The organism is Saccharibacillus brassicae, assembly GCF_006542275.1.
In the GTDB taxonomy this organism is placed as follows: domain Bacteria; phylum Bacillota; class Bacilli; order Paenibacillales; family Paenibacillaceae; genus Saccharibacillus; species Saccharibacillus brassicae.
Map to the genome: position 1 here is coordinate 463,894 of NZ_CP041217.1, position 23,667 is coordinate 487,560.

Here is a 23,667-nt window from a genome sequence, read left to right on the forward strand (position 1 = left end):
GGCCCGTCGGGTGCCCGTTTGATTGTTGAAGCTTTTTATTTCCCGTTGGGGTTTTCTTTGTTTTTGCCGTTGCCGTTACCATTCCCATTGCCGTTACCTTTGCCGTTACTGCTGCTGTTCCCGTTGCTTTTGAGCGCGGCTTTCTCCACTTTGCCGGCGGATACGGCCTGCCCCGGCGGAGCGAGCGCGGAAGGATCGCCGGTCGGCTCTTCTTCCGTGACTTCCTCGTCCGTACCTTCTTGGGCCGGTTCTTCGGGAGCGGTCTCCTCCGGCGCATTTTCCGTCGAACCTTCGCCCGAAGGAGCGGCGCCTTCTTCCGGCGCCTCTTCTCCTTCGACCGGCTGTTCGCCGGCGTTATCGGCCGGAGGGTCGGCAGGCTGCGGCTCGGGCGGCGGCGTGACTTCCGGTTCCTCGGCCGGAACTTCCGGCTGCTGGAACGTCCCGCGGCTCGCTTCGGTATAATCGACCGGATACGACGAGATCAGCTGATTGTCGCGGTAGACCATGACGACTCCGTTTCGGTTCGGAGCCAGCACGAGTGCCACGGGGAAGATTCGCACCGACGAGATCGTATCGCGGCCCCATTCGATCCGGTCGCCGCGCGCATCGCTGTATTCGATACGGACTTTGGTCGCCACGCCTTCCGCGGAAGGCTCGACCGGCACCTGAACGGTAAAGTTCAGCGCTTCGGGCGGAACGCCGGAGCTGACGACGAACTTGACGACTTCGCTTGGCTTGAGTTCGGTCCCGGCCTGCGGTTCCTGGCTAATGACCTTGCCTTTTTCCACCGTGAAGCTCGGCTCTTCCGACGACGAAGGCGCAAGCGCCTGGCCGTTAATGGCGTCGAGCGCTTCCTGGCGCGTCTTGCCGACCACTTCCGGCACTTCTTTTTCTTCGACGCCCATGCTGACGGTCAGCGTGACGGTCGCCTGCTCGGGATCGAAATCTTCGCTGGCCTGCGGCTGCTGCGCGATGACCGTTTCCGGATCGGAATCGTCGAACTGCTCTTCGCGCACGATCCGGTCTTCGGTCACGCCGAGCGCCACCAGATCCCGGCGCGCTTCGTCGTAGCTCGACTCGGTCAGCTTCGGCATCTCGGTCAGCGGTTTTTCGGAACCGACGGTCAGGATCAGCGCCGCCCCTTCCTTGACGCTGAGCCCTTCAAGCTTGCTCTGCCTGAAAACAATGCCCGCTTCCGTGGACGGATCGTATTCGTACTTGACCCCTTCCACTTCCAGCTTGCGTGCGGCGAGCGTCGTGCGCGCTTCGTCTTCGGTCAGGCCGATCACGTTCGGCACCGTCGTCTCCGGCACGACGAACTGACGGCTCCACAGCATGACCGCGATAAACACGATCGCCAGGAACAGCAGCGTCGAGCCGATGATGATCGCCGGCTTTTTCCAGCTTTTTTTGCCGGCAGGCTTGGTTTTGCCTTTGCCTTTGTCCGCCGAATCGCTGCGCTGCATATCCGGCGCGGACGTATACGAAGAACGGATCGCCGGCACAACCAGCGTCCGGTCCACGTCGTCTTTTTCGTCGAACAGCATCTTCTGCTCGTCGCGCCGCGAAGGCAGCAGGCACGTATCGAGATCGCTCTGCATCTCGGCCGCGGACGCATACCGTTCGGACGGATTTTTGCGCATCGCCCGGACGATAATGTTCTCCACGCTCTGCGGAATCATCGGATTCAGCTTGCGCGGTTCTTCGAACTCGTCCTGCAAATGCTTGAGCGCCACGCTGATCGGGCTTTCGCCCTCGAACGGCAGCGCGCCGGTCAGCATCTGGTAGATGACGATGCCGAGCGAATACAGGTCGGACTTTTCGCCGGCGTTTACGCCTTTGGCATGCTCCGGAGAGAAATAATGGACGGAACCGACGACCGAACCCGTCTGGGTAATCGTCGTCGACGTGACGGCGCGGGCGATCCCGAAGTCCGTCACTTTGACCCGTCCGCCCCGGCCGATCAAAATATTGTGGGGTTTGATATCCCGGTGAATGATCTGGTTCGTATGGGCGTGGTCGAGCGCGTCGCAGATCTGGGACGCGAAGCGAACCGCTTCTTCGACCGGAAGAGGGGCGCGTTCCTTGATCACCTGATCCAAATCCTGGCCTTCGATATATTCCATGACGATATACGGGGTCTCGCCTTCCTGCCCCACGTCGTAGATGCTGACGATGTTCGGGTGGGACAACGACGCCGCCGACTGCGCTTCCCTGCGGAAACGCCGGATAAACTCGTCGTCGTGTATGAACTGCTGGCGCAGCACCTTGACCGCCACGTGACGATTCAACAGCAGGTCGAGCGCTTTGTACACCAGCGCCATGCCCCCGCCGCCGACGCGCTCCATAATTTCGTAGCGGCCGCTGAACACCTGACCGATCATTGTACCCACTCCTTCGTCGCCGGATCCTGGCCGGCGCGCCCGTTTTCGAACAGGGCGACGGTGATGTTGTCGTCGCCCCCTGAACCCAGCGCCATGCGGACCAGCTTGTGCGCGCGGTCTTCGAGCGCCGCGCCCGGCTTGAGCACCGTGCGCAGCATTTCGGCCTCGGCCACGAAATTGCTCAAGCCGTCGCTGCACAGCAGCAGCCCTTCGCCCGGATTCAGCGAGATGCGGCGCACGTCGACCTTGACTTCGGCGTCGGTGCCGAGCGCCCGCGTCAGCACGTTGCGCCGCGGATGGGCTCCCGCTTCCTGCGGCGTGATCTGTCCGCTTTTGAGCAGTTCGTTGACCAGCGTATGATCGTCGGTCAGACGCTCGATGCCGCCGGAATCTATCCGGTACGCCCGGCTGTCGCCGATATGCGCGACGATGCCTTCGGTTCCGCTGAGCAGCACCGCGACGACCGTCGTGCCCATGTTATGGTAGCGAATATCCGATTCGCCTTTGCGGTACACGACTTCGTTCGCATGCAGGATCGCATCGCCGAGCGCCGCTTCGCACGCTTCGATCGACAAGCCGGGCTCCAGTCCGCCGAGATCGGCGACGATCGTCTCCACCGTCAGGCGGCTCGCCGTGTCGCCGGCCAGGTGGCCGCCCATTCCGTCCGCCACGATGCCGAGCGTGTAGCCGCCCGGTTTGATCCGGCCGACCCACGACAAGTCTTCGTTGACGCTGCGTACGTTTCCGATATGCGTTGCATGAACGGTATGAATCGCCATCCTAGCTCACCTCGCAGCCTTTTCCTGTCCTTTTTGCATATGTTGGGCGCGCAGCTGGCCGCAGGCCGCGGCGATGTCGTGACCCTGCTCGCGGCGGATCGTCGCATTGATGCCGTTCTCGGTCAGGATGCGCTGGAAGTTGAAAATGTCGCTGCGCGACGTACGGACGTATTTGCGCTCCGGCACGTGGTTGACCGGAATCAGGTTAACGTGCGCCATGCGCGTCTTCAGCACGTCCGCCAATTCCTGCGCGTGCTCGGCCTGGTCGTTCACCCCGCCGATCAGCGCGTATTCGAACGTGAGGCGTCGGCCCGTTTTTTCGAAATAATAATCGAGCGAAGCGATCACGTCGTCGAACGGATAACGGCGGTTGACCGGCATCAGCTTGGAACGCAGCTTGTCGTTCGGCGCATGGATGGAAATCGCCAGGTTGATCTGCGTGTCTTCGTCGGCGAATTTGTAAATGTTCGGCACGATGCCGCTCGTCGAGACGGTAATGTGGCGCTGTCCGATATTCAGTCCTTTTTCGTGGATCATGATGCGCAGGAACGTCATCGTCGCTTCGTAGTTCTCGAACGGCTCGCCGGAGCCCATGATCACGATGCTGCTGACGCGCTCGCCGTCTTTGTCGAGCATCTTCTGCGCTTCGACGACCTGCGCGACGATCTCGCCCGCCGTCAGGTTGCGCTTCAGTCCGCCGAGCGTGGACGCGCAGAATGTGCAGCCGATCCGGCAGCCGACCTGGGTCGTTACGCAGACGCTGTTGCCGTAGTTGTGCTTCATGATGACCGTCTCGATCGCATGTTCGTCATGCAGGCCGAACAGGAACTTCACGGTGCCGTCTTTGGACTGGAATTTGGTAATTTCTTTGAGTGTGACAAAAGCGAACTGACCGTCCAGCTTCTCGCGCAGGCTTTTGGACAGGTTGGTCATTTCCTCGAAGCTCGATACGCGCTTGACGTAGATCCAATCGAAGATCTGGTCGGCGCGGAAAGCCGCTTCTCCGTTTTCCTTAACCCACTCTCGCAGAGCGTCAAGATTGTAATCGTATATGAAAGGTTTCATGTTGTCGGTTATCCCCTGTTCGTTGATTTTATCGAATGCGTTGACTTTATCGGTTTTCATCTTATCTATATTAGCACAAAAGGCGTTCATGCTAAAGAGGAACCCCGACCATCCCTCTGGCGGGTCTGGCGAAGGTCCCTCTTTCTTATCGGACGCAGACGTCTTTTCAATCCTTTTTTTCGGTAAAAAAGTACGGGAACTTTAGTCTCTGCGGCGCAGTCTGGCGATATAGAAGCCGTCCGAACCGAACTGGTTCGGCAGGATTTGTACACCCGCTCCGCCGGCCTGCGGCAGATCGTCGAGCGTAGGCGCGTCGAACGGCTCCGAGACGTATTCCGCGTGGTCGCGCAGGAATTCGGCGACCGCGCGCTGGTTTTCTTCGCGCTCGATCGTGCACGTGCTGTAGACGAGGATGCCGCCCGGCTTCACCAAACCGGCCACGGCGCCCAGCATCTGCCGCTGCAGCTTCGCGATCGAAGCGGCGTCTTCCGGCGTCTTGGCCCAGCGCAGATCCGGTTTGCGCCGGATTACGCCGAAGCCCGAACACGGCGCATCCAGCAGGACGCGGTCGAACGAAGCCGGTTCGAAGCGATCTTTGAGCGTCAGGGCGTCGCCCACGCTCGTCTCGATGCACGACAGGCCCAGCCGCTCGGCCTGCTCCGCGATCAACCCCTGCTTGTGTTCATGCAGATCGTTGGCCACGATGCGCCCGCGGTTGCCCATCTTCTCGGCGATATGCGCCGTTTTGCCGCCCGGCGCGGCGCAGCAGTCCAGCACGCTCATGCCCGGTTCCGGCGCCAGCGCTTCGGCCACGAGCATCGAACTCTCGTCCTGAATACTGAAGCGGCCGTCCCGGTACAGACGGTCGTTCGCCAGATTGCCGCCGCTCTCGACGATGACGCCCTGCGGCGCAAGGTCCGAAGCGCGAACGCTGCGGCCTTCGGCTTCCAGTTCGCGCAGCAGTTCCGCGCGATCCATTCGCAGCGTGTTGACGCGCAGGCTCGCCTTCGGCGCTTCGTTGTTCGACGCGCAGACGGCTTCCGCCGTTTCTTCGCCGTATTGGGCAATCCAGCGCTCGACGAGCCACTGCGGGTGCGAATGCTGCAGGGCGATCCGCTCCGCCGTCGGCAGGTCATCCGGAATCGACAGCGCGTCTCCTTCGCGCAGCACGCTGCGCAGCACGCCGTTGATCATCGCGGCGATGCCGGAATGGCCTCTTTTCTTGGCAATCTCGACCGCTTCGTTCACCGCCGCGTGAGCGGGAACCCGGTCCAGGTAGCGGATCTGGTACAGCGACATCCGCATCAGGCTGCGCACCCACGGGTTCAGGCGCTTGACGCCGCTCTTGATAAACCGATCAAGGAAATAATCCAGCGTCGCCTGGCGCGAGATCGTCCCGTAGACGAGCTCGGTCGCAAGGCCCGCGTCCGCCGGGCTCAACTCCGCCTGCTGCAGCGCGCGGTTCAGCAGCAAATTGCTGTACGCGGCGTTCTCGTCGACGCCGGTGAGCACGTTGAGCGCCACTTCGCGCGCGGTCGAAGCTTCGCGGCTCCGGCGCGGATAGCCGCCGTTCGGGCCGGGCTTCGGCTTGGCCGGCTGCGCTGCGGCGGACGCCGGCTTCGGGGCTGCGCCCGCAGGACCGGTTCCGCCGGAGCGCGGCCGATCGGAGGCCGACGCCGCCGGACGGCGGTCTGCCGGTGCGGCTTTGAATGCAGACTTGGATCTGGCATCGGACTTCGAACCGGCTGTCGAGCGAGATGCCGATTCATGCACGGCTGCCGGCTTGGCTTCTACCGAGGCTGCCGGTCTGGCTGCTCCGGATTGCGAGGATGGCGCGGATTGTGAGCGCGGCCCGGCTGTCTGCGCGGCTGCCGGTCTGGACGACGGCCGCGCGGCAGGCTTGGCGGTCTGCCGGGCCGCCGGCTTCGCGGCGTTCCCATTGTTCGAGTCGGACCCGCCCGCGGATTTGCCCGCCGCTTTGGCTTCGATCCGCTTGAGCGCGCCGCTTGCGTTGCGGCCGAGTTCTTTGGCCTTTTTGCGATCGTCCGCTTTTTTGCGATCGTCCGTTTTTTTACGGTCATCTACTTTTTTGCGGTCGGTCGGCTTTTTGCCGTCGGCGCTTTTCGGGGAAGCCGCGGGCTTGTTCGGATCGAAGCCGCCGGACGGCTTGGCTCCCGTGCCGAACATGCGGATCCCTGTTCCTTCGGGACGTTTGCCGTTTTGTTTGTTTCCGTTCTCTTTGTTTCCGTTCATCCGAGCACCGTCCCTGCTTGCATCGACGTTCCGCGCACGAATTCGGACACCGGCATCGCTTTTTTGCCGGCAGGCTGCACTTTGGTCAGCCGGACGGCTCCGCTGCCGCAGGCGACGACGATCGCCTGGCTGTTCACGTCAAGCACCGTTCCGGGAGCGGCTCCCGCTTCGGGTCCGTTCTCTTCGGGCGGTTCCACCTGCCAAATCTTGAACACTTCTTCGTTCCACAGCGTATAGCCGCCGGAGAACGGCGACAAGCCGCGCACCTGATTGAAGATCTCGCGCGGCGAACGGGTCCAGTCGATCCGTTCGTCTTCGCGCGACAGGTTCGGCGCGTACGTCGCAAGCGACTCGTCCTGCGCCCGGGCCGCAACGCGGCCGTTCAGCAGGCGGGGCAGTTCGCGCTTGAGCAGCGCCGCGCCGGCTTCCGCCATTTTCTCGAACAGCGACCCGGAATCGTCCCGGTCCGTAATGTCCACTTCGGTGACGGATATCATGTCGCCCGTATCGAGCCCTTCAGCCATATACATGAGCGTAATGCCCGTTTTCGGTTCGCCGTTCATGATCGAACGCTGGATCGGAGCGCCGCCCCGGTAAGCGGGCAGCAGCGAGCCGTGCACGTTGACGCAGCCGAGTTCCGGCACTTCGAGCAGCGACTTCGGCAGGATCTGGCCGTAGGCGGCCGTGACGATCAGGTCGGGATGGAACGAAGCCAGTTCTTCGACCGCTTCCTTGCTGCGCATGCGCTCGGGCTGCAGCACGGGCAGATGATGCTTCAGCGCCGCTTCCTTGACGGGCGACGGCGTCAGCACCTTTTTGCGGCCCTGCGGCCGGTCGGGTTGGGTCACGACCGCCACGACATTGCAGTCGCTTTCCAGCAGCGCTTCCAGGCAGGACACCGCAAACTGCGGCGTGCCCATAAATACGATTCTTTTCTTTTCACTCATTGGTTTGCCTCGCTTTCCTGACCCCATTCATAAATTTTGTCCGCCACATCCGTAAACAGAATGCCGTCCAAATGGTCGATTTCGTGCTGCAGCGCGCGGGCCAGCAGCCCGCTGCCGGTAACGCTCAGGCTTTGGCCGTCCCGATCCAGTCCGCGAACCGTCACGGTCTGCGCACGGCGCACGTCGCCGTTCAGTCCCGGGATGCTCAGGCAGCCTTCCGCTCCGAACTGTTCGCCTTCGCGCTCCACGATTTCGGGATTGATCATCGCGATCAACCCGTGTTCGTCGCCGACGTCGATCACGATAACGCGCTTCAGGATGCCTACCTGCGGCGCGGCGAGGCCGACGCCCTGCGCATCGTACATCGTCTCCGCCATGTCGGCCATCAGTTTCTGAACGTTCGGCGTTATCTTCGTCACTTCTTTTGCTTTTTTGCGCAAAACCTCGTCGGGTTGTTTTACGATCAGTCGAATAGCCATGTCAAGCACCTTCCTTGAATCCGTAGTAGTCGTCGGGCCCGTCTTCGTCCCATGCAAAAAACGCGGGGAACCGCGTCACATCATGACCTGAGGGTCGACGTCGATGCTGATGAGCAGGTCCTGCTCCTTCGCCGTGTCTTCCAGTTCATCCGCGATTTCCCGCGCCAGCAGAGCGGCGTCCATTTCTCCACGCCATTTTATCATACATTGAAACCGGTATCTATTTTTGATCCGGGGAATCGGCGACGCGATCGGTCCGAGCAGGTCAAGCACGTTCGGCACAAGCTTGTCCATCCGGGCCAGCCAGCCGCGGGCGCGCGCTTTTTCTTTGACCAGGGCGGCGTAGTTCTCCGCCATGCGCACGACGACCGGCAGCTGTTCATGCGAGAACGTCACGAGAATGAGCCGGCAGTACGGCGGATAGCCGAGCTTGCGCCGATGCCCGAGTTCCTCGCGCACGAACGAGTGGTAATCGTGCTTCGAAGCGTGCAGCACCGAATAATGATCCGGGTTGTACGATTGAATAAATACTTCGCCGGGCAGATGATGCCGCCCTGCCCGTCCGGCGACCTGCGTGAGCAGTTGGAACGTTTTTTCGGCCGCCCGGAAATCGGGCAGGTTCAAGGCCGAATCGGCCGCGATGACCCCGACCAGCGTCACGTCGGGGAAGTCGAGCCCTTTCGCGACCATCTGCGTGCCGAGCAGCACGTCCGCTTTTTTGTCGCGGAACTGCTGCAGCAGCTTTTCGTGCGAGCCTTTTTCGCTCGTCGTGTCGACGTCCATGCGCACGACCCGAATAGCCGGGAACAGCTTGGCGAGTTCTTCTTCGACCCGCTGCGTGCCGGTGCCGAAATAGCGGATATGCTCGCTGCCGCATTCCGGGCACGTCTCCGGCACCGTCTCGGCATGGCCGCAGTAATGGCAGCGCAAATTGTTGGAGCGCTGATGAAACGTCAGCGAGATGTCGCAGTTCGGGCATTCCGCGACGTAGCCGCATGTGCGGCACATGACGAACGTCGAATAGCCGCGCCGGTTGAGCAGCAGCACCGTCTGCTCGCCGCGCTCCAGGCGCTGCTCGATCGCTTTGTGCAGATCGCGGCTGAACATCGAGCGGTTGCCTTCTTTTAACTCTTCGCGCATATCGACGATGGTGACGCCCGGCAGTTCGCTTCCGAGCGCGCGCAGCGAAATTTCGGTCAGCACCGGCGAGAAATGCGGGTCGCTCTGCGAGCGCGCCGCGTGATACGTCTCCAGCGACGGCGTGGCCGAACCGAGAATGACGACGGCGTCGTGCTGCTCGGCCCGCTTGACGGCGACGTTCCGGGCGTGATATTTCGGGCTTTCTTCCTGCTTGTAGGACGATTCGTGTTCTTCGTCCATAACGATCAGCCCGATGTCCTTGAACGGGGCGAAAATGGCCGACCGCGCGCCGATCGCTACCTGGACCCGGCCTTCGCGGATTTTGCGCCATTCGTCGTAGCGTTCGCCGCCGGACAGGCGGCTGTGCATGACGGCGACTTTGGCTCCGAAGCGGCTTTTGAACCGTTCCACCATCTGCGGCGTCAGCGAAATTTCGGGCACGAGCACGATCGCCTGGCGGCCCTGCTCGATGCAGCGTTCGATCGATTGCAGATACACTTCCGTCTTGCCGCTGCCGGTAATGCCGTGCAGCAGGAATACGCCTTCCCGGTGCTCGTTCAGCCGGCCGACGACGGCGTCGTACACCTGCTGCTGTTCGCCGGTCAGCTTGGGCGCTTCGCTCGGCTTGAAGCTGCGCCCCGCATACGGATCGCGGAACACTTCCACGTCCTCGAACCGCACCAGCCCTTTTTCCTCAAGCGACTTCACCGCGCTCGACGTCACGCCGAGCACGCTCATCACTTCCTTGAGCGCCATCGGCACGCCGAGCTGCATCAGGAAAGCAAACACTTCCTTCTGCTTTTTGGCTCTGGCCGGGAACTGTTCGAGCTGCTCGGCCGCCTGCTGCGCGTCGACGTTCAATACGACCGTTTTGACCGTTTTGCGGCCCATCCGGTCGCGGATCTCCTGGCTTTCGAACAGCAGGCCGCCGCGGATCAGCGCCTGCACCGTTTTTTCCCGGCCGGGGAAGCTCTGGCGCAGCTGTTCGGCTTTGACCTGTCCCCGGCTTCTGACGTAGTCGAGAATCTCCTGCGCCGAAGGCACGTCGGCCGAGGACGGTCCGCCGAACAGGGACAATTCGTCAGTCTCTTCCGGCAGGTTCTCCAGCAGCCGGCCGATTTCCTGGCTCTCGCCTTCGGTCTGCTCCGTATTCGCCGCATGGATGAACCGCTCCGCTTTGCCTTTGAGCGCCGAAGGAATCATCGCCTGCAGCGCCGTCGTCTCGTGGCAGGCGTATTTCTCGGCGATCCAGCCGCCCAGTTCGACCAGATCCGGCGGCAGCGGAGGCACGAGATCGAGCAGATCCCGAATCGCTTTGATCCGTCCGTGCTTATATTCGCTTTCGTCCGTCAGGCCGACGACGAACCCCTGCACGGTACGTCCGCCGAACGGCACGCCGACGCGGCTGCCGACAGCGATCCAGTCCTGCATCTCGGGCGGAATCCGGTAGTCGAACGGCCGGCTGACCGCCCGTACCGGCACGTCCACAATAACCCGTGCAAAATTCATCGCTTCGCTCCCTCCGCCATGCGCCGCGAAGCTTCAAGCAGAATGTCGCGCGCCGTGTCGGCTTTGGACTGTTTCGGCAGATCGGCGATCTTGCCTTCCCGTCCGAACAGCCGCACGATGTTCGTGTCGGTTCCGAAGCCCGCGCCCGCCTGCGTAACGTCGTTCGCCACGAGCAGGTCGCAGTTTTTGCGCTGAAGCTTTTCGGCGGCGTAGACGTCGATATCGTTCGTCTCCGCCGCGAAGCCGACCAGAAATTGATGTTCTTTTTGCGAACCGAGCGTTTGCAGCACATCCACCGTTTTAACCAGTTCAAGCGCCATATGCTCGCCGCCTTTTTTGATTTTGCGCGGCGAACTCGATTTCGGGCGGTAATCCGCGATCGCGGCCGCCATGATCAGCATATCGGTATCGGCCCACTCGTTCAGACACGCTTCGTACATGTCTTCGGCCGACTCGATCCGGATAATGTCCATGCCGGGCGGAAGCGGAATTTGCACTTTGCCCGCGATCAGCTTCACGTCGGCGCCGAGGTCGCGCGCGGCCTGCGCCAGCGCCGCGCCCATTTTGCCGGACGAATCGTTCGTGATGTAGCGGACCGGATCGATACGTTCGATCGTGCCGCCCGCCGTGACGACGACTTTTTTGCCCGCTAACGGAAGACTTCCGTTGCCAGGCTTCGAAGCCGCTGCTTCTTCCGGCGCGGCGAATGCGGGCAGAGCCGCTTCCCCGCCGGCCAGACCAAGCTCGGAGACGCCGCCCGCCGTAGCGAACAGCGTTTCGCCCCGGCCGGCCGCGCGTTCATCCAGCGAGGTCGGGAACGATTCCGGACCCGGATCGAGAAAGGCGGGCTCGTCCGAAACGCCGCCGACAATCGCCTGCGCCTCGCTGCCGGCAGAAGCCGGATGTTCGCGCTCGGCGAAAAAGTGCCGCAGCACGTCGACGATCGTCTCCGGCTCTTCCATCCGCCCTTTGCCCACGTATCCGCAGGCGAGCATGCCGCTGCCGGGTTCGATCATCAGAACGCCGCGATCCGCGAGCGTCTGCAGATTATGCATGACGGCCGGATGCGTGTACATATGCACGTTCATCGCCGGAGCGACCATGACCGGAGCGGTGACCGCGAGCAGCGTCGTGGACAGCATGTCGTCGGCCAGCCCGTGGGCCAGCTTGCCGATGCTGTTGGCCGTCGCCGGCGCGATCAGTACCAGATCGGCCCAGTCGGCCAGATCGATATGATTGACGACTTTCGGGTTGATTTCTTCGAAAGTGTCCGTATGCACCGGATTGCGGGTCAGCACCTGCAGCGTAAGCGCCGGAATAAACGCCTGCGCCGACGCGGTCATGATCACCTGAACGTCCGCGCCCGCTTTGACCAGCTGACTGCACAGCGTCGCGGCTTTGTAAGCGGCGATGCCTCCGGTTACGCCAAGCAGAATTTTTTTCCCTTTCAACATGCCTTATTCCCCCTTCTGAAAAAAAATAACAACCTTATCGGTTGTTAAAGACGGAGCCTTGCGGCGTATTTTGTCTATTTGGGCAAGATGATGTGCGCGGAATGCGCCGAACGGACCTTTACAGGTTCCGTTTGCCTTTTTGTTCTTCGACCACTTCGTTCTCGTCGCGCGCTTCGATCTTCAGGTAATCGTTGTAGATCTCTTCGAGAGCGACGCCGACCTGCTTGTGCGATCTTGGGTTGGGCATGTCCGATTCGGAACCTTCGCGCAGCTGTCTGGCCCGTCTGCTTGCGGCTACAACCAGGGAATACTTGCTGTCTACTTTGGTCATGATTTTGTCGATGGAAGGATATAACATGTTTATCGTCCTCTCTGTGCCTCCGTCGTCCGCGCGGGCGCGGCATTGGAAGGAGGCGGTCCGGTTCTCCGGCAATCTATGGGCAAAAAAGGGCGGCCTACTTCGCGATGCGGCAGTGTTCCGCCACGATGATCGATTCGATCCGCATGCAGGCCCGGTCCACTTCGTCGTTCACGACGGCGTAATCGTAATGGCGCATAAGCGCTATCTCTTCTTCGGCAATCGACAAGCGATCGTGAATAACCGATTCCGTCTCCGTTCCGCGTCCGACGATGCGATCTTTCAGTTCCTTGAGCGAAGGCGGAGTGAGGAAAATGAATACGCCGTCCGGGAACGTCTGCTTCACCTTGAGCGCTCCCTGCACTTCGATCTCCAAAATAATGTCGTTCCCCGCTTCGATCGTCTGTTCGACGAAATCGCGCGGCGTTCCGTAAAAGTTCTCGACGTACTGCGCGTATTCGAGCAGTTGGTCGTTTGCGATCATGTCACGGAACTCTTCCTGGCTTTTGAAAAAATAATTGACGCCGTGCTGCTCGCCCGAACGGGGCGAACGGGTCGTCGCCGACACCGAATACACGAGTCCCGGCAATCTTTTGCGCAGCGCGCTGCATACGGTTCCTTTTCCGACTCCCGATGGTCCGGACAATACAATCAATAACCCTTTAGACATAGTTCTCTCCATTTATTCGTCGTTATCGTCGTCTTTGGTGGACAGGCGGTGCGCGACCGTCTCCGGTTGTACCGCGGACAAAATGACATGATCGCTGTCGGTAATGATGACGGCACGCGTTCGGCGTCCGTACGTCGCGTCGATCAGCATATGCCTGTCCCGCGCTTCCTGAATGATCCGCTTGATCGGAGCGGATTCCGGGCTTACGATGGAAATGATTCGGTTAGCCGATACAATGTTCCCGAAGCCGATATTGATGAGCTTGATTGCCATGTCCAGGTTTTCCCCCTAAGTAAGTTCGGTTCTTTTTCTGTAAGTCGGGCCGGCGCCCGGCCGTTATTCGAGATTGGCGGCCTGCTCGCGCATCTTCTCGAGCTCCGCCTTCATCTCGACGACATGGCCTCCGAGCGCCAGATGATTCGCCTTCGAGCCGATCGTATTGACTTCCCTATTCATTTCCTGGATCAGAAAGTCCAGTTTGCGCCCTTTGGCGTCGCCGCTGCCGAGCAGTTCGGCGCATTGGTCGAAGTGGCTGCCGAGCCTCGCCAGTTCTTCGTCGATGCTGCATCGGTCGGCAAACAGCGCCACCTCCATGCCGAGCCGGTGCTCGTCGAGCCCGAAACTGCCCTCGCCGAGCTCGGCAAGCCGCTGGCGCAGCTTCGTCCGGTAGTCTTCGACGACCGTCGGAGCCAGGCGAACGAGCTGCTCCCGGGCCGCGGTCAGGTTGGCGAGCCGAAGCCGGCAGTCGCGGATCAGATGGCCGCCTTCCGCGCTTCGCATCGAGAGCAGCTGGCCGAGCGCTTCGCCGAGCCCTTCCCGCAGCACGCGCTCCCAATCTTCGTCTTCGGTCTCGGGAAGAGGCGATTCCGCGGGAATCATCAAGTCCGGAAGCGCCAGCAGCTCGGCTGCCCGAATGCGTCCGTCGATTCCGTAAGCCTGTTCCAATTCGCGGGCGGCCCGGATATAGGACTCCGCCGCCGCGCGGTTCAGCACCATCGAATTCCCCTGCGATTCGCTTTCCCTGGTCACGTACACGTCAATCCGTCCGCGCTTCACATGCTGCTGGACGAGCCGCCGGAGAACGTCTTCAAAAACGTTCCATTCCCGCGGCATCCGCAGCACAACTTCGCAGTAGCGATGATTGACGGATTTGACCTCAAATTGAATTTTGTATCCGCCCCGCTGCATGGCGGATTGACCATAGCCGGTCATACTGAAAGACATCGTCATCACATCCGTTACCCTATTTTAATGGATTATGCATACCGAAACAAGGGGAATCGCAAGTGTTTGCAAATTCGGAATTCGCCCTTGCATATCTTCAATTAAAGATATATACTGAAATTAATAAAGCAGCTTTATTTTTAATAATAAATTAATGAATGAAGGAGACGATCTCCATGCAGCTTCTCGGACAGCACCACGTTTCGATCATGACCGGCCAGGCCGAAAAAAACTTCGATTTCTTCACCCGCGTGCTCGGCATGCGTTTGGTCAAAAAATCGGTGAACCAGGATAACACGACTTCCTACCATCTCTTCTACGGCGACGCGGTGGCCAATCCCGGCACCGAAGTCACCTACTTCGATTATCCGGGCATCGGCCCGTCCTATCCCGGCGTCTCCAGCATTTCGTCCACTTCGCTGCGCGTGCCGACGACCGCTTCGCTGAAGTTCTGGGCCGAACGGCTGGACGCGCTCGGCATCCACCATGCGGGCCTCTCCGCTCGCGCCGGACGCGACGTGCTGGCGTTCGAAGACTTCGAAGGCACGCAGCTGGTGCTTGTCGCCGATAACGGCGAAGCCGGCGTCGCGCCGGGCGAACCGTGGGCCGCGGCAGACATTCCGCTCGAACACGCAATCGTCGGCCTCGGCCCGGTGACGCTGACCGTCGCCGATCCGAAGCCGACCGCGCTCGTACTGACGCAGCTGATGGGCTTCCGCCGGATCGGCGCCTATCCTTCGCCGGCCGGCGACTTCGCCGAGATCGAAGTGTTCGCGACCGGCGAAGGCGGCTCCGGTGCCGAAGTGCATCTGGAAGCGCGGCCCGACCTGCCGAAGTTCCGGCTCGGCCGCGGCGGCGTGCACCATGTCGCGTTCCGCATCCCGAACGAAGAAGAATACGCCAAGTGGATCGACCGTCTGGCCGCGAGCGGCCTGCCGAACTCGGGCCGCGTCGACCGCGACTACTTCCGCGCCCTGTATTTCCGCGAGCCGAACGGCATCCTGTTCGAACTGTCGACGGATACGCCGGGATTCGATATCGACGAACCGATCGAATCGCTCGGCGAGAAGCTGGGCCTGCCTTCGTTCCTCGAACCGCGCCGCGCCGAGATCGAAGCGAAGCTTCGTCCGCTCGCGCTCTAAGGCAGACTTCCGGGCGGCGTCAGACTTCCCGGGCAGTGCGGCCCGACGCGCTGCCCGACGCGGGACGCGGGTTCAAGCTTTGCGCTTTCGGTCCCCTTCAAGCCGCTTTTCCTTACGGAAAGGCGGCTTTGCTGCGCTCCGGTTCCGGCTCAGTCTCCGACGCGCGTGCCGCGTGCCGGCAGGCGCCTAATGCCTAATGCCTAATAAGGAGCCTAGCCGCAGGCGCAAGCAAAAACCGCAGCGGCGCGGCTGCCCCCTGCGTCGTCACGCACCCGTGACGAACGCAAGCGGCGGCTTCGCGCGGCTGCGGTCGGTTGATTGGCGATTCGGAAGAAGCGGCGGCGCCGGGCCGCGGCCGGTCAGTCGGTCAGACGGCCGGTGTAGACAAAGGCGGCCGGCCCCGTCATGTAGACGTGGTTATCGGCTTCGTTCCATTCGATGAACAGGTCGCCGCCTTTGAGCGAGACGGTCGCTTCGCGTCCGCTCAGGCCGTTCAGCACCGACGAGACGAGCGTCGCGCAGGCGCCCGTTCCGCAGGCCAGCGTCGGGCCGGCTCCGCGTTCCCAGACGCGCATATCGATCTGCTCCGCGCTGTTCACCGTCGCGAACTCGACGTTGACCTTTTTGGGGAACAGCGGATGCTTCTCGAGCACCGGTCCCCATGTGGCGAGGTCGAAGTTGACCGCGTCGTCCACGTAGATGACGCAGTGCGGATTGCCCATCGACACGGCGGTGAAGCGGAACTGTTCGCCCAGCGCTTCGATCGGCTGGTCGACGACCGGTTCGCCGTCTACCGCGACCGGAATTTTGGCGCCTTCGAGAATCGGGGCGCCCATGTCGACCCGTACCGTCCGGGCGACGCCGTTCTCCGCGCGGATCGTCAGCGGCTGCACGCCCGCGCCGATCGTTTCGATCGTCAAGCTTTCGCCTTCGGCGAGCTTGTGGTCGTAGACGTATTTGGCGACGCAGCGGATCGCGTTGCCGCACTGCTCCGCTTCCGATCCGTCCGAGTTCATGATGCGCATTTTAAAGTCCGCTTTTTCCGAAGGCAGAATATAGACAAGCCCGTCCGCCCCCACGCCGAAAAAGCGGTCGCATACCCGTATCGCAAGCTCGGCCGCATTCGCCGGCAGTTCCTGTTCTCCGTACACGATAACAAAGTCGTTGCCCAAGCCGTGCATTTTCGTAAATTCCATCACGCATTCCACTCCTTATCGGTTTCGAGACCGGCGCTTCGCCCGCTTCCCGCGCCGCGAAAAGTTGACGAAAGGGCCGGTTTCGCTCAATATAGATCTTGCCGCGTCCGTTTGCGGAAGCCCGCCCGCGGCAGCCTCGGGTATCGGGCTTTAGCGCGGATTCTCCGCGAAAGCTACATTAACTAAGATACCCGAACCTCCGCGCGATTGCTATTGATTTTCTGCGTGAAACTTTGTGTTTTTCCGCGCGGCGAACCGTAATCCACCCGGACGCATACAGAAAGAAGGTCGTTATAGATGGCATTGGACGGAATCGTCACACGCGCAATCGCCGACGAACTGGCATCGCTTCAAGGTGCCCGGATCGGCAAAATCCACCAACCTTCGGGCAGCGATATCATTTTCCAGATTCGCTCCCGCGCCGGCAACAAAAAACTGCTGTTGTCCGCCAGCCTGACGTATCCGCGGATTCAATTCACGGAACAATCGTACATGAATCCGCCGGAAGCGCCGATGTTCTGCATGCTGCTGCGCAAACACTGCGAAGGCGGCGTGATCGAGAAGATCGAACAGGTCGGCATGGAACGCATCCTGCATTTCTGGATCCGGCAGCGCGACGAAGTGGGCGACGTGTCGCTCAAAAAACTCGTCATCGAGCTGATGGGCCGCCACAGCAACATCATCCTGCTGGACGCCGCGACGGACGCCATCCTCGACGGCATCCACCACGTCACGCCGGCGATCAGCAGCTACCGCATCATCATGCCCGGTTTCCAATACCAGGAGCCGCCGCAGCAGCACAAGCTGAATCCGCTGGAGACGGGCGAAGAATTGTTCAAGCAAAAATGGAACGAGAATGTCGTGGACACGCCCGTGAACCGGCTGGTCGAAGCGTATACCGGCCTCAGCCCGCTGATCGCCCAGGAAGTGCTGCACCGGGCGAGCGGGTCCGCGGATACGGACCATTCGGCCGGCGAGCCGGACGTGTCCGCGATCTGGCAGGCGTTCGACGCCCTGATGACCGATGTGCGCGAAGGGCGCTTCGCTCCGTGCACCGGACTCAACGCGCGCGGCAAGCTGGTCTTCTCGGCCGTTCCGCTGAAGCTGATCGTAGACGAGCGCCGCACGTTCGATTCGATCAGCTTCTGCATGGAGCATTATTACGGCGACAAAGCCGACCGCGACACGGTCAAGCAAAAAGTCGGCGACCTGATCAAGTTCCTGCAGAACGAGCGCGGCAAAAACGTCAAAAAGCTCGTTCACCTGGACAAAGACCTCGAAGAAGCGCAGGATGCCGAGCAGTACCGGATCAAGGGCGAACTGCTTTTCGCTTCGCTCCATCTGCTGAAAAAAGGCATGAAGGAAATCGAGGTCGTCAATTTCTACGACGAGGAACAGCGCGAGATCAAGATTGCGCTCGATCCGCTGATCAACCCGTCCGATAACGCCCAGCGCTATTTTAAAAAGTACAACAAATACAAAAACAGCCTGGTCGTTATCGACGAACAGATCAAGAAGACGCACGAAGAGATCGCCTACATGGACAGCCTGCTCCAGCAGCTGAACGACGCTTCGCTGCGCGACGTCGACGAGATTCGGGCGGAGCTGGCGGAACAGGGTTATGTCCGCAGCCGGGTTCCCCGCGGTGCCAAAAAGAAAAAAAAGAACGACAAACCGACGCTGCATCTGTACACGTCGTCGGAAGGCATCGAGATCTACGTCGGCAAAAACAATCTGCAAAACGAGTTCATCACGAACCGTCTGGCGCATTCCAGCGACACGTGGCTGCATACCAAAGACATTCCGGGTTCGCACGTCGTGATCCGCAGCGCCGAATACGGCGAAGCGACGCTGAACGAAGCGGCCCAGCTCGCCGCCTACTTCAGTCAGGCCAAACATTCCAGCAGCGTGCCGGTCGACACGACGCAGATCCGGCATGTGCGCAAGCCGAGCGGCTCCAAGCCCGGCTTCGTTATCTACGATCACCAGAAGACGCTGTTCGTCACGCCCGACGAAGACCTGATCAAGGCGCTGCCGAGCGCGGTCAAGAACGGCTGAATCCCGGCGCAGCTCGCGGCGGCGAATGCCCGATCGAACAAGTTTCTTATAAACCTGTATACGCCAAAAGCCGGCTTTCCCGCGAATGGGAAAGCCGGCTTTTTGACGCTGCTGCCGCAGGTCGGATCTGGCCGGATTGAACCGGGCCGCGTCGAATCGGTTTGGGTCGAATCGGATTGGGTCAAATCGGGTCCGGTCGAATCGTCGGACCCCAATCCCGAACCGTTAACCGGATTTCGGAGCCGAAGCGGCGGCGCGCAGAGCCGCTACCCGGGTTTCTTCCACCGTATACCCGCCGAGTTCCCCGTGGAAGACTTTCCCCTGGCGAATCCCGTGGTAATCCGACCCGGCCGTCGTCAGCAGCCCGTATTCCGCGGCCAAGCGGCGGTAACGCTTTTCCGCTGCCGGATCGTGGTCCGGGTGCCGGACTTCGATTCCGGCAGGCTTCGCTTCGGCGAGCACCTGCCGCACGAGCGCGTCGTCGCCGTACAGGCCCGGATGCGCGAGCACCGGCACGCCGCCCGCTTCCCGGATCCAAGCCGCGGCTTCGACCGGCGAGACGCGCGGCGGCGAGACATACGCCGCCGCGCCTTCCGCCAAATACTTGTCGAACGCGTCGCGCAGGTCGACGGCATAGCCTTTGCGCACGAGCACGTCCGCCATATGCGGACGGCCCACGCTCTCGCCCGGCTGCAGCGGGCGCCCGCCGCGGTCTTTCACTTCCGCCAGCGTAATGTCTACGCCGAGTTCGCGCAGCCGCTCCAGGATGCGGTCGTTGCGTACATCGCGCACGTCGCGCAGGCCGGCCAGGCGCTGCCGCAGCCGCGCGTCCGCCGGATCGAAGAAATAGCCGAGCATATGGATGTCCCGGCTGCCCGCGCGGGTGCTGATCTCCACGCCCGGCACGAAGTCGAGCCCGGCGCGCGCGGCCGCCTCCGCCGCTTCGCCAACGCCCGCGACGGTGTCGTGATCCGTCAGCGCGATCCCCGCCAGACCGCGCCCGGCGGCAAGTCCGACAAGCTCCGACGGCGTATTCATCCCGTCGGACGACGTGCTGTGCATATGCAGGTCGTACCGTCCGTTTTCTTTTTCCGGATTCGTCATAACGTCCCGCTCCCTTCTCCGCTCTCGCCAAGCGTTCTTTCCCGCAAAAAATTCAAAAAAGCGACCGCAGCCAGCGGCAGCAGCGTCGATTTGAGCCGAACCGAATAAAACTGCCGTTTGAACGAGGCATTTTCGATCGGAACCGCATGCAGCAGACCGAGCGCCAATTCATGCTTGACCGACGAAGGCGACAGCATCGTCAGGCCGAGTCCCGCTTCCACCGCCGATTTGACCGCTCCGGTGCTGCCCAGTTCCATGACCGTTTGCAGCGCGCGCGGGTCCATGCCTTTGGCTCTCCATTCGTCTTCCATCACCTGCCTTGTACCCGAACCTTCTTCGCGCAGCACGAACGGATACGCCGAAGCTTCTTCCAGTGTGACCGTCTGGCGGCCTTCGAGCGGATGGCCGGCCGGTATGATCAGCCGAAGTTCGTCGTGCATGACCGATTCGCTGATGATATCGGGATGGACGACCGGCGCTTCGACCAGGCCGAAATTCAGCGTATGCCGGGCGATTTCGTCCAAAATTTGCGTCGTGTTCATCACTTTGAGCGAGATCGTGATATCCGGGTGCTGGCGGCCGAACGGGACCAGCAGGGGCGGCAGCACGTATTCGCCGATCGTGTTGCTGGCTCCGAGCTGCAGACGGCCTTCGAGCTTGTGCGTGAACCGCGTCATCTCGCTCTCCGTCTCGCGCATCAATTCGATGCTGCGCCGCGCGAACGGCAGCAGCATGCGGCCGGACTCGGTCAGCGCGATCTTTTTGGTGGAACGGTCAAGCAGCTTGGTGCCGAAATATTCTTCCAGCGTCTGGACCTGCATCGTCACCGCCGGCTGCGTCATGTGCATCGCGACGGCCGCCGCGGAAAAACTGCCTTTTTCGGCGACGGTATGAAAAATATGAAGCTGGTGGAAATTGAGCGCCATCGGAATCCTCCTCGCAAAAAAAAGCATGAAAATAAATTTCCATGCCAGGCTTTCTTCGTATTCGGTTGACGGCAGCGCCCCGCTTTGTACCCGGGCGCGCTACCGTTTCTTGCGGTTGTTCTTCATCAACGTCATTCTTCGCGAATGCCGCAGCCACGAATAGTACGATTTCAAATCGCGCAGTTCGATAGTTTCCGACATTCGGCCCAGAAAAGTCACTACGATCATCTTGTGCAGCGGTCCGCTTTCGACCGGATAAGGTCCGGTCAGCTCGCCGAATTCCGCCACCATGACGATGTCGTCGTCGATCAGGTAGACGTCTTCTTCTTTGCGATAATACGGAACGATCCGCTCGGTCTGGAGACATTCCCACAACCAGGCCGCGATCTCTTCCGCATCTTCATGCCCGCTGTCCACGCGATCGCCGTAGCGGCCTTTGGCATGATTCGTAATGACGATATCCGCCACCTTTTTGTCACCGAGAGCGATGAAAAAAGGTTCGTAAGTGCTCCATCGTTCCGTCGCCTTATCCCGCACCGTTTATCACTCTCCAGAGACTCGACTTGGTCTGTTTTGGACCTATCCGGCAAGCTTCGGCTTAACCGGGGTTCAGGCAGCCGAAGAGTCGGCCGGATAGGCCGTAGGTCTTTATATCTATGTATATATACCCGGTATACTACATCATGCCTCTAATTTATACAAGCGATTCAAAAAAAGCCAATGAATCGGAGACCAGCTTTGGATACAAGCTATAGAAGAAGCGGCCCGCTTGGGGCCGCTTTTTCTTTTTGCCTGCGCGCGGAGCCCGTACTCAGCTCGTCAACGCTTCGGAATCGGGAAGGTCCGTCTCCAGCTCTTCCGGAATCTTGCTGCCGTAATCCGTCTTGAGGTCTGTGCGATGCGATCTTTCGATCTTGCGCACATAAGAGAGTCTCCGCATATGTTTGGCCGTCTCCTCCGCCCGGTCGGCGTTGAGGTAGACGACGGCGTAATGCATCCGGCGCGATACGTAATGGAGCGTTCCGTACTTCTCCAAATTGCGTGCCGCTTTGAGGTCGTTGACCCATACGATATAGCCGATTCGTTCGGGAACCATCATGCTGCACCTTCTTTCTGTAAATAAAACGGTACCGCTTCTCAGCCGCAGCCGCACGAGCCGCCGCTTCCGCAGCCGGATTTCGGCAGCGGGTTGTTGCCCGGCACCTTGATGCTCGAAGACACGGAATACGCGATCGTCTCCGACATTTCAAAGAGCAGATCGTCCAGCGCTTTTTCGGCGGCCTGGAACCGGGCTACGGCTTCGATCTCTTCCATCGCCCGCTCCACTTGTTCGACTTCTTCTTTTGCCGCGTGGTAGTTCGGATGGAAATGCCCGAACCGCTGCGTTTCTTCGAACAATTCTTTTCTGGCGTTCAACTCCACGATGAGCCGCCGCACTTCGGGATGCTCCTGCATCCGTTCGCGCCAATATAAATAATCAGCAACTTCGACGGAACCGTTGATCATATCGCCCAAATCATATGCGTTCATGAGCACGCGGGCCATGTCGACTGTCTCAATCTCCGATACGCTCATTAGGTCATCTCGCTTCTATACGCAAACTCTGCCCGTTCCCACCCGGGAAGGGCAGGTACGAATATCATAGCATAACCCCGTACAGGATGTAAGCCTTTAACAGAAGAGGATGAGTTACAAAAAGTCTCTCCCGAACTCGCCGAATCCGCCGTTTGTTTACGATTCGTCGGCCAGCGCCGATTCGGCCATAGCGATCAGCAGGGCAGCCGACGCTTTCATCGCCGATTCGTCGAAATCGAATTTCGGGTGATGATGCGGATACACGAATCCCTTTTCGGTATTGCCCGCTCCGACGAGCATGAAGCAGCCCGGACGCTCGCGTACGTAATAGGCGAAATCTTCGGCCGGCATGAGCGGAACCGCCTTTTCGACCGCAAAGCCGGGCAGCGCCGCGGGTGCAACCCGGAAAAACCGCTCCGCTTCGGACTCGTGGTTCACAAGGGCCGGATACCCGACCAAATAATCCACTTCCGCCGAAGCGCCGTACGTCTCGGCCACCTGCCGGCTCATGTCTTCGATCCGCCGGCGAATCAGCGCTCTCGTCGCTTCGTCGAACGTGCGCACCGTGCCGGTGATCCGCGTCTTCTCCGCCACGACGTTCTGCGCGAAGCCGCCGTTGATCGTTCCGATACTGAGCACCGCGGGCCGCAGCGGATCGACCGAACGGCTGACGACCGTCTGCAGCTGCATGACGAGCGCCGAAGCGGCGACGATGCTGTCCACCGTCTCGTGCGGCATGCCGCCGTGGCCGCCGCGTCCCGTAATGTCGATAAAAAATTCGTCTGTTGACGCCATCATCGGTCCCCCGGTCGACGCGACCGTTCCGACCGGAAGCGGCGTCCACAGATGCACGCCGTATACCGCGTCCACGCCATCCAGCGCGCCGTGCTCGATCAGCGGCCTGGCGCCGCCCGGGCACACTTCCTCGGAAGCCTGGAACAGCAGCCGCACTTCCCCGCGCAGCGCCGCGCGGCGCTGCGCGAAATAGCGCGCGACGCCGAGCAGCGCCGCCGTATGCCCGTCATGGCCGCAGGCGTGCATGACGCCGCTGCGCGTCGACGCGTAGTCCGCGCCGCCTTCTTCTTCGATCGGCAGCGCGTCCATGTCCGCGCGCAGCGCCACAGTGCGCCCCGGCAGCGCGCCCCGCACCGTGCCGATCAGTCCGTGCCCGCCGAGATCGCGCCGGACTTCGACCCCGAACGCCTCCAGCTTGCCGGCGACGAAGTCCGCCGTTTCCTGTTCCTTATAAGACAATTCCGGATGGCGGTGCAGGTGCCTGCGCCATTCCACCATCTCCGCGAATCCGTGTTCCACCGTTTCGTTCATCTTTTCAGGTCCTTTCCGTGTGGCCTCAAGCTCGCCCGTTTATAAATGGGGACCGCCTGCTTGTCCCGCCTGTTCGTC

At 61.0% G+C, this 23,667-nt stretch carries 21 protein-coding genes; 2 read left to right on the forward strand and 19 right to left on the reverse strand.

What is annotated here, in order from left to right:
• Positions 1-35: 35 nt before the first annotated feature.
• The 12 genes from pknB to FFV09_RS01975 all read right to left on the reverse strand — a co-directional run bounded on the left by pknB (position 36) and on the right by FFV09_RS01975 (position 14,262).
• Entirely contained in the window at positions 36-2,384 is a 2,349-nt protein-coding gene (gene pknB / locus FFV09_RS01915) for a Stk1 family PASTA domain-containing Ser/Thr kinase (RefSeq protein WP_141446117.1), read from the reverse strand.
• Complete coding sequence (locus FFV09_RS01920; protein ID WP_141446118.1) at positions 2,381-3,163, reverse strand: Stp1/IreP family PP2C-type Ser/Thr phosphatase; 783 nt, start codon at positions 3,161-3,163, stop codon at positions 2,381-2,383. The genes pknB and FFV09_RS01920 overlap by 4 nt, the downstream gene beginning before the upstream one ends.
• 6 nt (positions 3,164-3,169) lie before the next feature.
• Positions 3,170-4,228, reverse strand: a complete 1,059-nt coding sequence (gene rlmN, locus FFV09_RS01925; protein WP_141446119.1) for a dual-specificity RNA methyltransferase RlmN — start codon at positions 4,226-4,228, stop codon at positions 3,170-3,172.
• A 201-nt stretch (positions 4,229-4,429) separates the two neighbouring features.
• Positions 4,430-5,752, reverse strand: a complete 1,323-nt coding sequence (rsmB, locus tag FFV09_RS01930) for a 16S rRNA (cytosine(967)-C(5))-methyltransferase RsmB (protein WP_246098538.1) — start codon at positions 5,750-5,752, stop codon at positions 4,430-4,432.
• 725 nt (positions 5,753-6,477) lie between these two features.
• Complete coding sequence (gene fmt / locus FFV09_RS01935) at positions 6,478-7,428, reverse strand: methionyl-tRNA formyltransferase (protein ID WP_141446120.1); 951 nt, start codon at positions 7,426-7,428, stop codon at positions 6,478-6,480.
• Positions 7,425-7,907 carry a peptide deformylase gene (gene def, locus FFV09_RS01940; protein WP_141446121.1) on the reverse strand — a complete coding sequence of 161 codons (483 nt, stop codon included), beginning with the start codon at positions 7,905-7,907 and terminating at the stop codon, positions 7,425-7,427. The genes fmt and def overlap by 4 nt, the downstream gene beginning before the upstream one ends.
• A gap of 75 nt (positions 7,908-7,982) precedes the next feature.
• Positions 7,983-10,556, reverse strand: coding sequence for a primosomal protein N' (gene priA, locus FFV09_RS01945; protein WP_141446122.1), 2,574 nt, complete (start codon positions 10,554-10,556; stop codon positions 7,983-7,985).
• Positions 10,553-12,010: a bifunctional phosphopantothenoylcysteine decarboxylase/phosphopantothenate--cysteine ligase CoaBC gene (gene coaBC, locus FFV09_RS24045; protein WP_246098451.1), complete on the reverse strand. Its 1,458-nt coding sequence runs from the start codon at positions 12,008-12,010 to the stop codon at positions 10,553-10,555. The genes priA and coaBC overlap by 4 nt, the downstream gene beginning before the upstream one ends.
• 118 nt (positions 12,011-12,128) lie before the next feature.
• Positions 12,129-12,368 (reverse strand): DNA-directed RNA polymerase subunit omega, encoded by a 240-nt coding sequence (gene rpoZ / locus FFV09_RS01960; protein WP_141446123.1) that lies wholly within the window; start codon positions 12,366-12,368, stop codon positions 12,129-12,131.
• 97 nt (positions 12,369-12,465) lie between these two features.
• Positions 12,466-13,038: a guanylate kinase gene (gene gmk, locus FFV09_RS01965; protein WP_141446124.1), complete on the reverse strand. Its 573-nt coding sequence runs from the start codon at positions 13,036-13,038 to the stop codon at positions 12,466-12,468.
• 12 nt (positions 13,039-13,050) lie between these two features.
• Positions 13,051-13,311, reverse strand: a complete 261-nt coding sequence (gene remA, locus FFV09_RS01970; RefSeq protein ID WP_005548256.1) for an extracellular matrix/biofilm regulator RemA — start codon at positions 13,309-13,311, stop codon at positions 13,051-13,053.
• A 63-nt stretch (positions 13,312-13,374) separates the two neighbouring features.
• Entirely contained in the window at positions 13,375-14,262 is an 888-nt protein-coding gene (locus FFV09_RS01975) for a YicC/YloC family endoribonuclease (protein WP_141446125.1), read from the reverse strand.
• Positions 14,263-14,438: 176 nt separating this feature from the next.
• On the opposite strand from FFV09_RS01975, the gene FFV09_RS01980 reads away from it, so the two are divergent.
• Positions 14,439-15,404 carry a ring-cleaving dioxygenase gene (locus FFV09_RS01980; protein ID WP_141446126.1) on the forward strand — a complete coding sequence of 322 codons (966 nt, stop codon included), beginning with the start codon at positions 14,439-14,441 and terminating at the stop codon, positions 15,402-15,404.
• Between the two features lie 359 nt (positions 15,405-15,763).
• On the opposite strand, the gene dapF is transcribed toward FFV09_RS01980, so the two are convergent.
• The gene (gene dapF, locus FFV09_RS01985) at positions 15,764-16,600 is read right to left on the reverse strand and encodes a diaminopimelate epimerase (protein WP_141446127.1); all 837 of its coding nucleotides are present in this window, start codon (positions 16,598-16,600) and stop codon (positions 15,764-15,766) included.
• A 297-nt stretch (positions 16,601-16,897) separates the two neighbouring features.
• Here dapF and FFV09_RS01990 point away from each other — a divergent pair, with 297 nt between their 5' ends.
• Positions 16,898-18,658 carry an Rqc2 family fibronectin-binding protein gene (locus FFV09_RS01990; RefSeq protein ID WP_141446128.1) on the forward strand — a complete coding sequence of 587 codons (1,761 nt, stop codon included), beginning with the start codon at positions 16,898-16,900 and terminating at the stop codon, positions 18,656-18,658.
• A gap of 225 nt (positions 18,659-18,883) precedes the next feature.
• On the opposite strand, the gene FFV09_RS01995 is transcribed toward FFV09_RS01990, so the two are convergent.
• The 6 genes from FFV09_RS01995 to FFV09_RS02020 all read right to left on the reverse strand — a co-directional run bounded on the left by FFV09_RS01995 (position 18,884) and on the right by FFV09_RS02020 (position 23,589).
• Positions 18,884-19,762: a PHP domain-containing protein gene (locus tag FFV09_RS01995; protein ID WP_141446129.1), complete on the reverse strand. Its 879-nt coding sequence runs from the start codon at positions 19,760-19,762 to the stop codon at positions 18,884-18,886.
• A complete protein-coding gene (locus tag FFV09_RS02000; RefSeq protein WP_141446130.1) occupies positions 19,759-20,688 on the reverse strand; it encodes a LysR family transcriptional regulator in 930 nt (309 codons plus the stop codon). Before FFV09_RS02000 ends, FFV09_RS01995 begins: the two co-directional genes overlap by 4 nt.
• 99 nt (positions 20,689-20,787) lie before the next feature.
• The gene (locus FFV09_RS02005) at positions 20,788-21,225 is read right to left on the reverse strand and encodes a hypothetical protein (protein WP_141446131.1); all 438 of its coding nucleotides are present in this window, start codon (positions 21,223-21,225) and stop codon (positions 20,788-20,790) included.
• 274 nt (positions 21,226-21,499) lie between these two features.
• Positions 21,500-21,784 (reverse strand): YlbG family protein, encoded by a 285-nt coding sequence (locus tag FFV09_RS02010; protein ID WP_141450282.1) that lies wholly within the window; start codon positions 21,782-21,784, stop codon positions 21,500-21,502.
• A gap of 41 nt (positions 21,785-21,825) precedes the next feature.
• The gene (locus FFV09_RS02015; RefSeq protein ID WP_141446132.1) at positions 21,826-22,263 is read right to left on the reverse strand and encodes a YlbF/YmcA family competence regulator; all 438 of its coding nucleotides are present in this window, start codon (positions 22,261-22,263) and stop codon (positions 21,826-21,828) included.
• A gap of 156 nt (positions 22,264-22,419) precedes the next feature.
• Entirely contained in the window at positions 22,420-23,589 is a 1,170-nt protein-coding gene (locus FFV09_RS02020; RefSeq protein WP_141446133.1) for an amidohydrolase, read from the reverse strand.
• Between the last annotated feature and the right edge of the window lie 78 nt (positions 23,590-23,667).

What these genes read in the sequence shown, in the direction of transcription:
- pknB (WP_141446117.1), bottom strand. Translation starts at nt 2,384, where the DNA reads ATGATCGGTCAGGTGTTCAGCGGCCGCTACGAAATTATGGAGCGCGTC.
- FFV09_RS01920 (WP_141446118.1), bottom strand. Translation starts at nt 3,163, where the DNA reads ATGGCGATTCATACCGTTCATGCAACGCATATCGGAAACGTACGCAGC.
- rlmN (WP_141446119.1), bottom strand. Translation starts at nt 4,228, where the DNA reads ATGAAACCTTTCATATACGATTACAATCTTGACGCTCTGCGAGAGTGG.
- fmt (WP_141446120.1), bottom strand. Translation starts at nt 7,428, where the DNA reads ATGAGTGAAAAGAAAAGAATCGTATTTATGGGCACGCCGCAGTTTGCG.
- def (WP_141446121.1), bottom strand. Translation starts at nt 7,907, where the DNA reads ATGGCTATTCGACTGATCGTAAAACAACCCGACGAGGTTTTGCGCAAA.
- priA (WP_141446122.1), bottom strand. Translation starts at nt 10,556, where the DNA reads ATGAATTTTGCACGGGTTATTGTGGACGTGCCGGTACGGGCGGTCAGC.
- coaBC (WP_246098451.1), bottom strand. Translation starts at nt 12,010, where the DNA reads ATGTTGAAAGGGAAAAAAATTCTGCTTGGCGTAACCGGAGGCATCGCC.
- rpoZ (WP_141446123.1), bottom strand. Translation starts at nt 12,368, where the DNA reads ATGTTATATCCTTCCATCGACAAAATCATGACCAAAGTAGACAGCAAG.
- gmk (WP_141446124.1), bottom strand. Translation starts at nt 13,038, where the DNA reads ATGTCTAAAGGGTTATTGATTGTATTGTCCGGACCATCGGGAGTCGGA.
- remA (WP_005548256.1), bottom strand. Translation starts at nt 13,311, where the DNA reads ATGGCAATCAAGCTCATCAATATCGGCTTCGGGAACATTGTATCGGCT.
- FFV09_RS01975 (WP_141446125.1), bottom strand. Translation starts at nt 14,262, where the DNA reads ATGTCTTTCAGTATGACCGGCTATGGTCAATCCGCCATGCAGCGGGGC.
- FFV09_RS01980 (WP_141446126.1), top strand. Translation starts at nt 14,439, where the DNA reads ATGCAGCTTCTCGGACAGCACCACGTTTCGATCATGACCGGCCAGGCC.
- dapF (WP_141446127.1), bottom strand. Translation starts at nt 16,600, where the DNA reads ATGGAATTTACGAAAATGCACGGCTTGGGCAACGACTTTGTTATCGTG.
- FFV09_RS01990 (WP_141446128.1), top strand. Translation starts at nt 16,898, where the DNA reads ATGGCATTGGACGGAATCGTCACACGCGCAATCGCCGACGAACTGGCA.
- FFV09_RS01995 (WP_141446129.1), bottom strand. Translation starts at nt 19,762, where the DNA reads ATGACGAATCCGGAAAAAGAAAACGGACGGTACGACCTGCATATGCAC.
- FFV09_RS02000 (WP_141446130.1), bottom strand. Translation starts at nt 20,688, where the DNA reads ATGGCGCTCAATTTCCACCAGCTTCATATTTTTCATACCGTCGCCGAA.
- FFV09_RS02010 (WP_141450282.1), bottom strand. Translation starts at nt 21,784, where the DNA reads ATGGTTCCCGAACGAATCGGCTATATCGTATGGGTCAACGACCTCAAA.
- FFV09_RS02015 (WP_141446132.1), bottom strand. Translation starts at nt 22,263, where the DNA reads ATGAGCGTATCGGAGATTGAGACAGTCGACATGGCCCGCGTGCTCATG.
- FFV09_RS02020 (WP_141446133.1), bottom strand. Translation starts at nt 23,589, where the DNA reads ATGAACGAAACGGTGGAACACGGATTCGCGGAGATGGTGGAATGGCGC.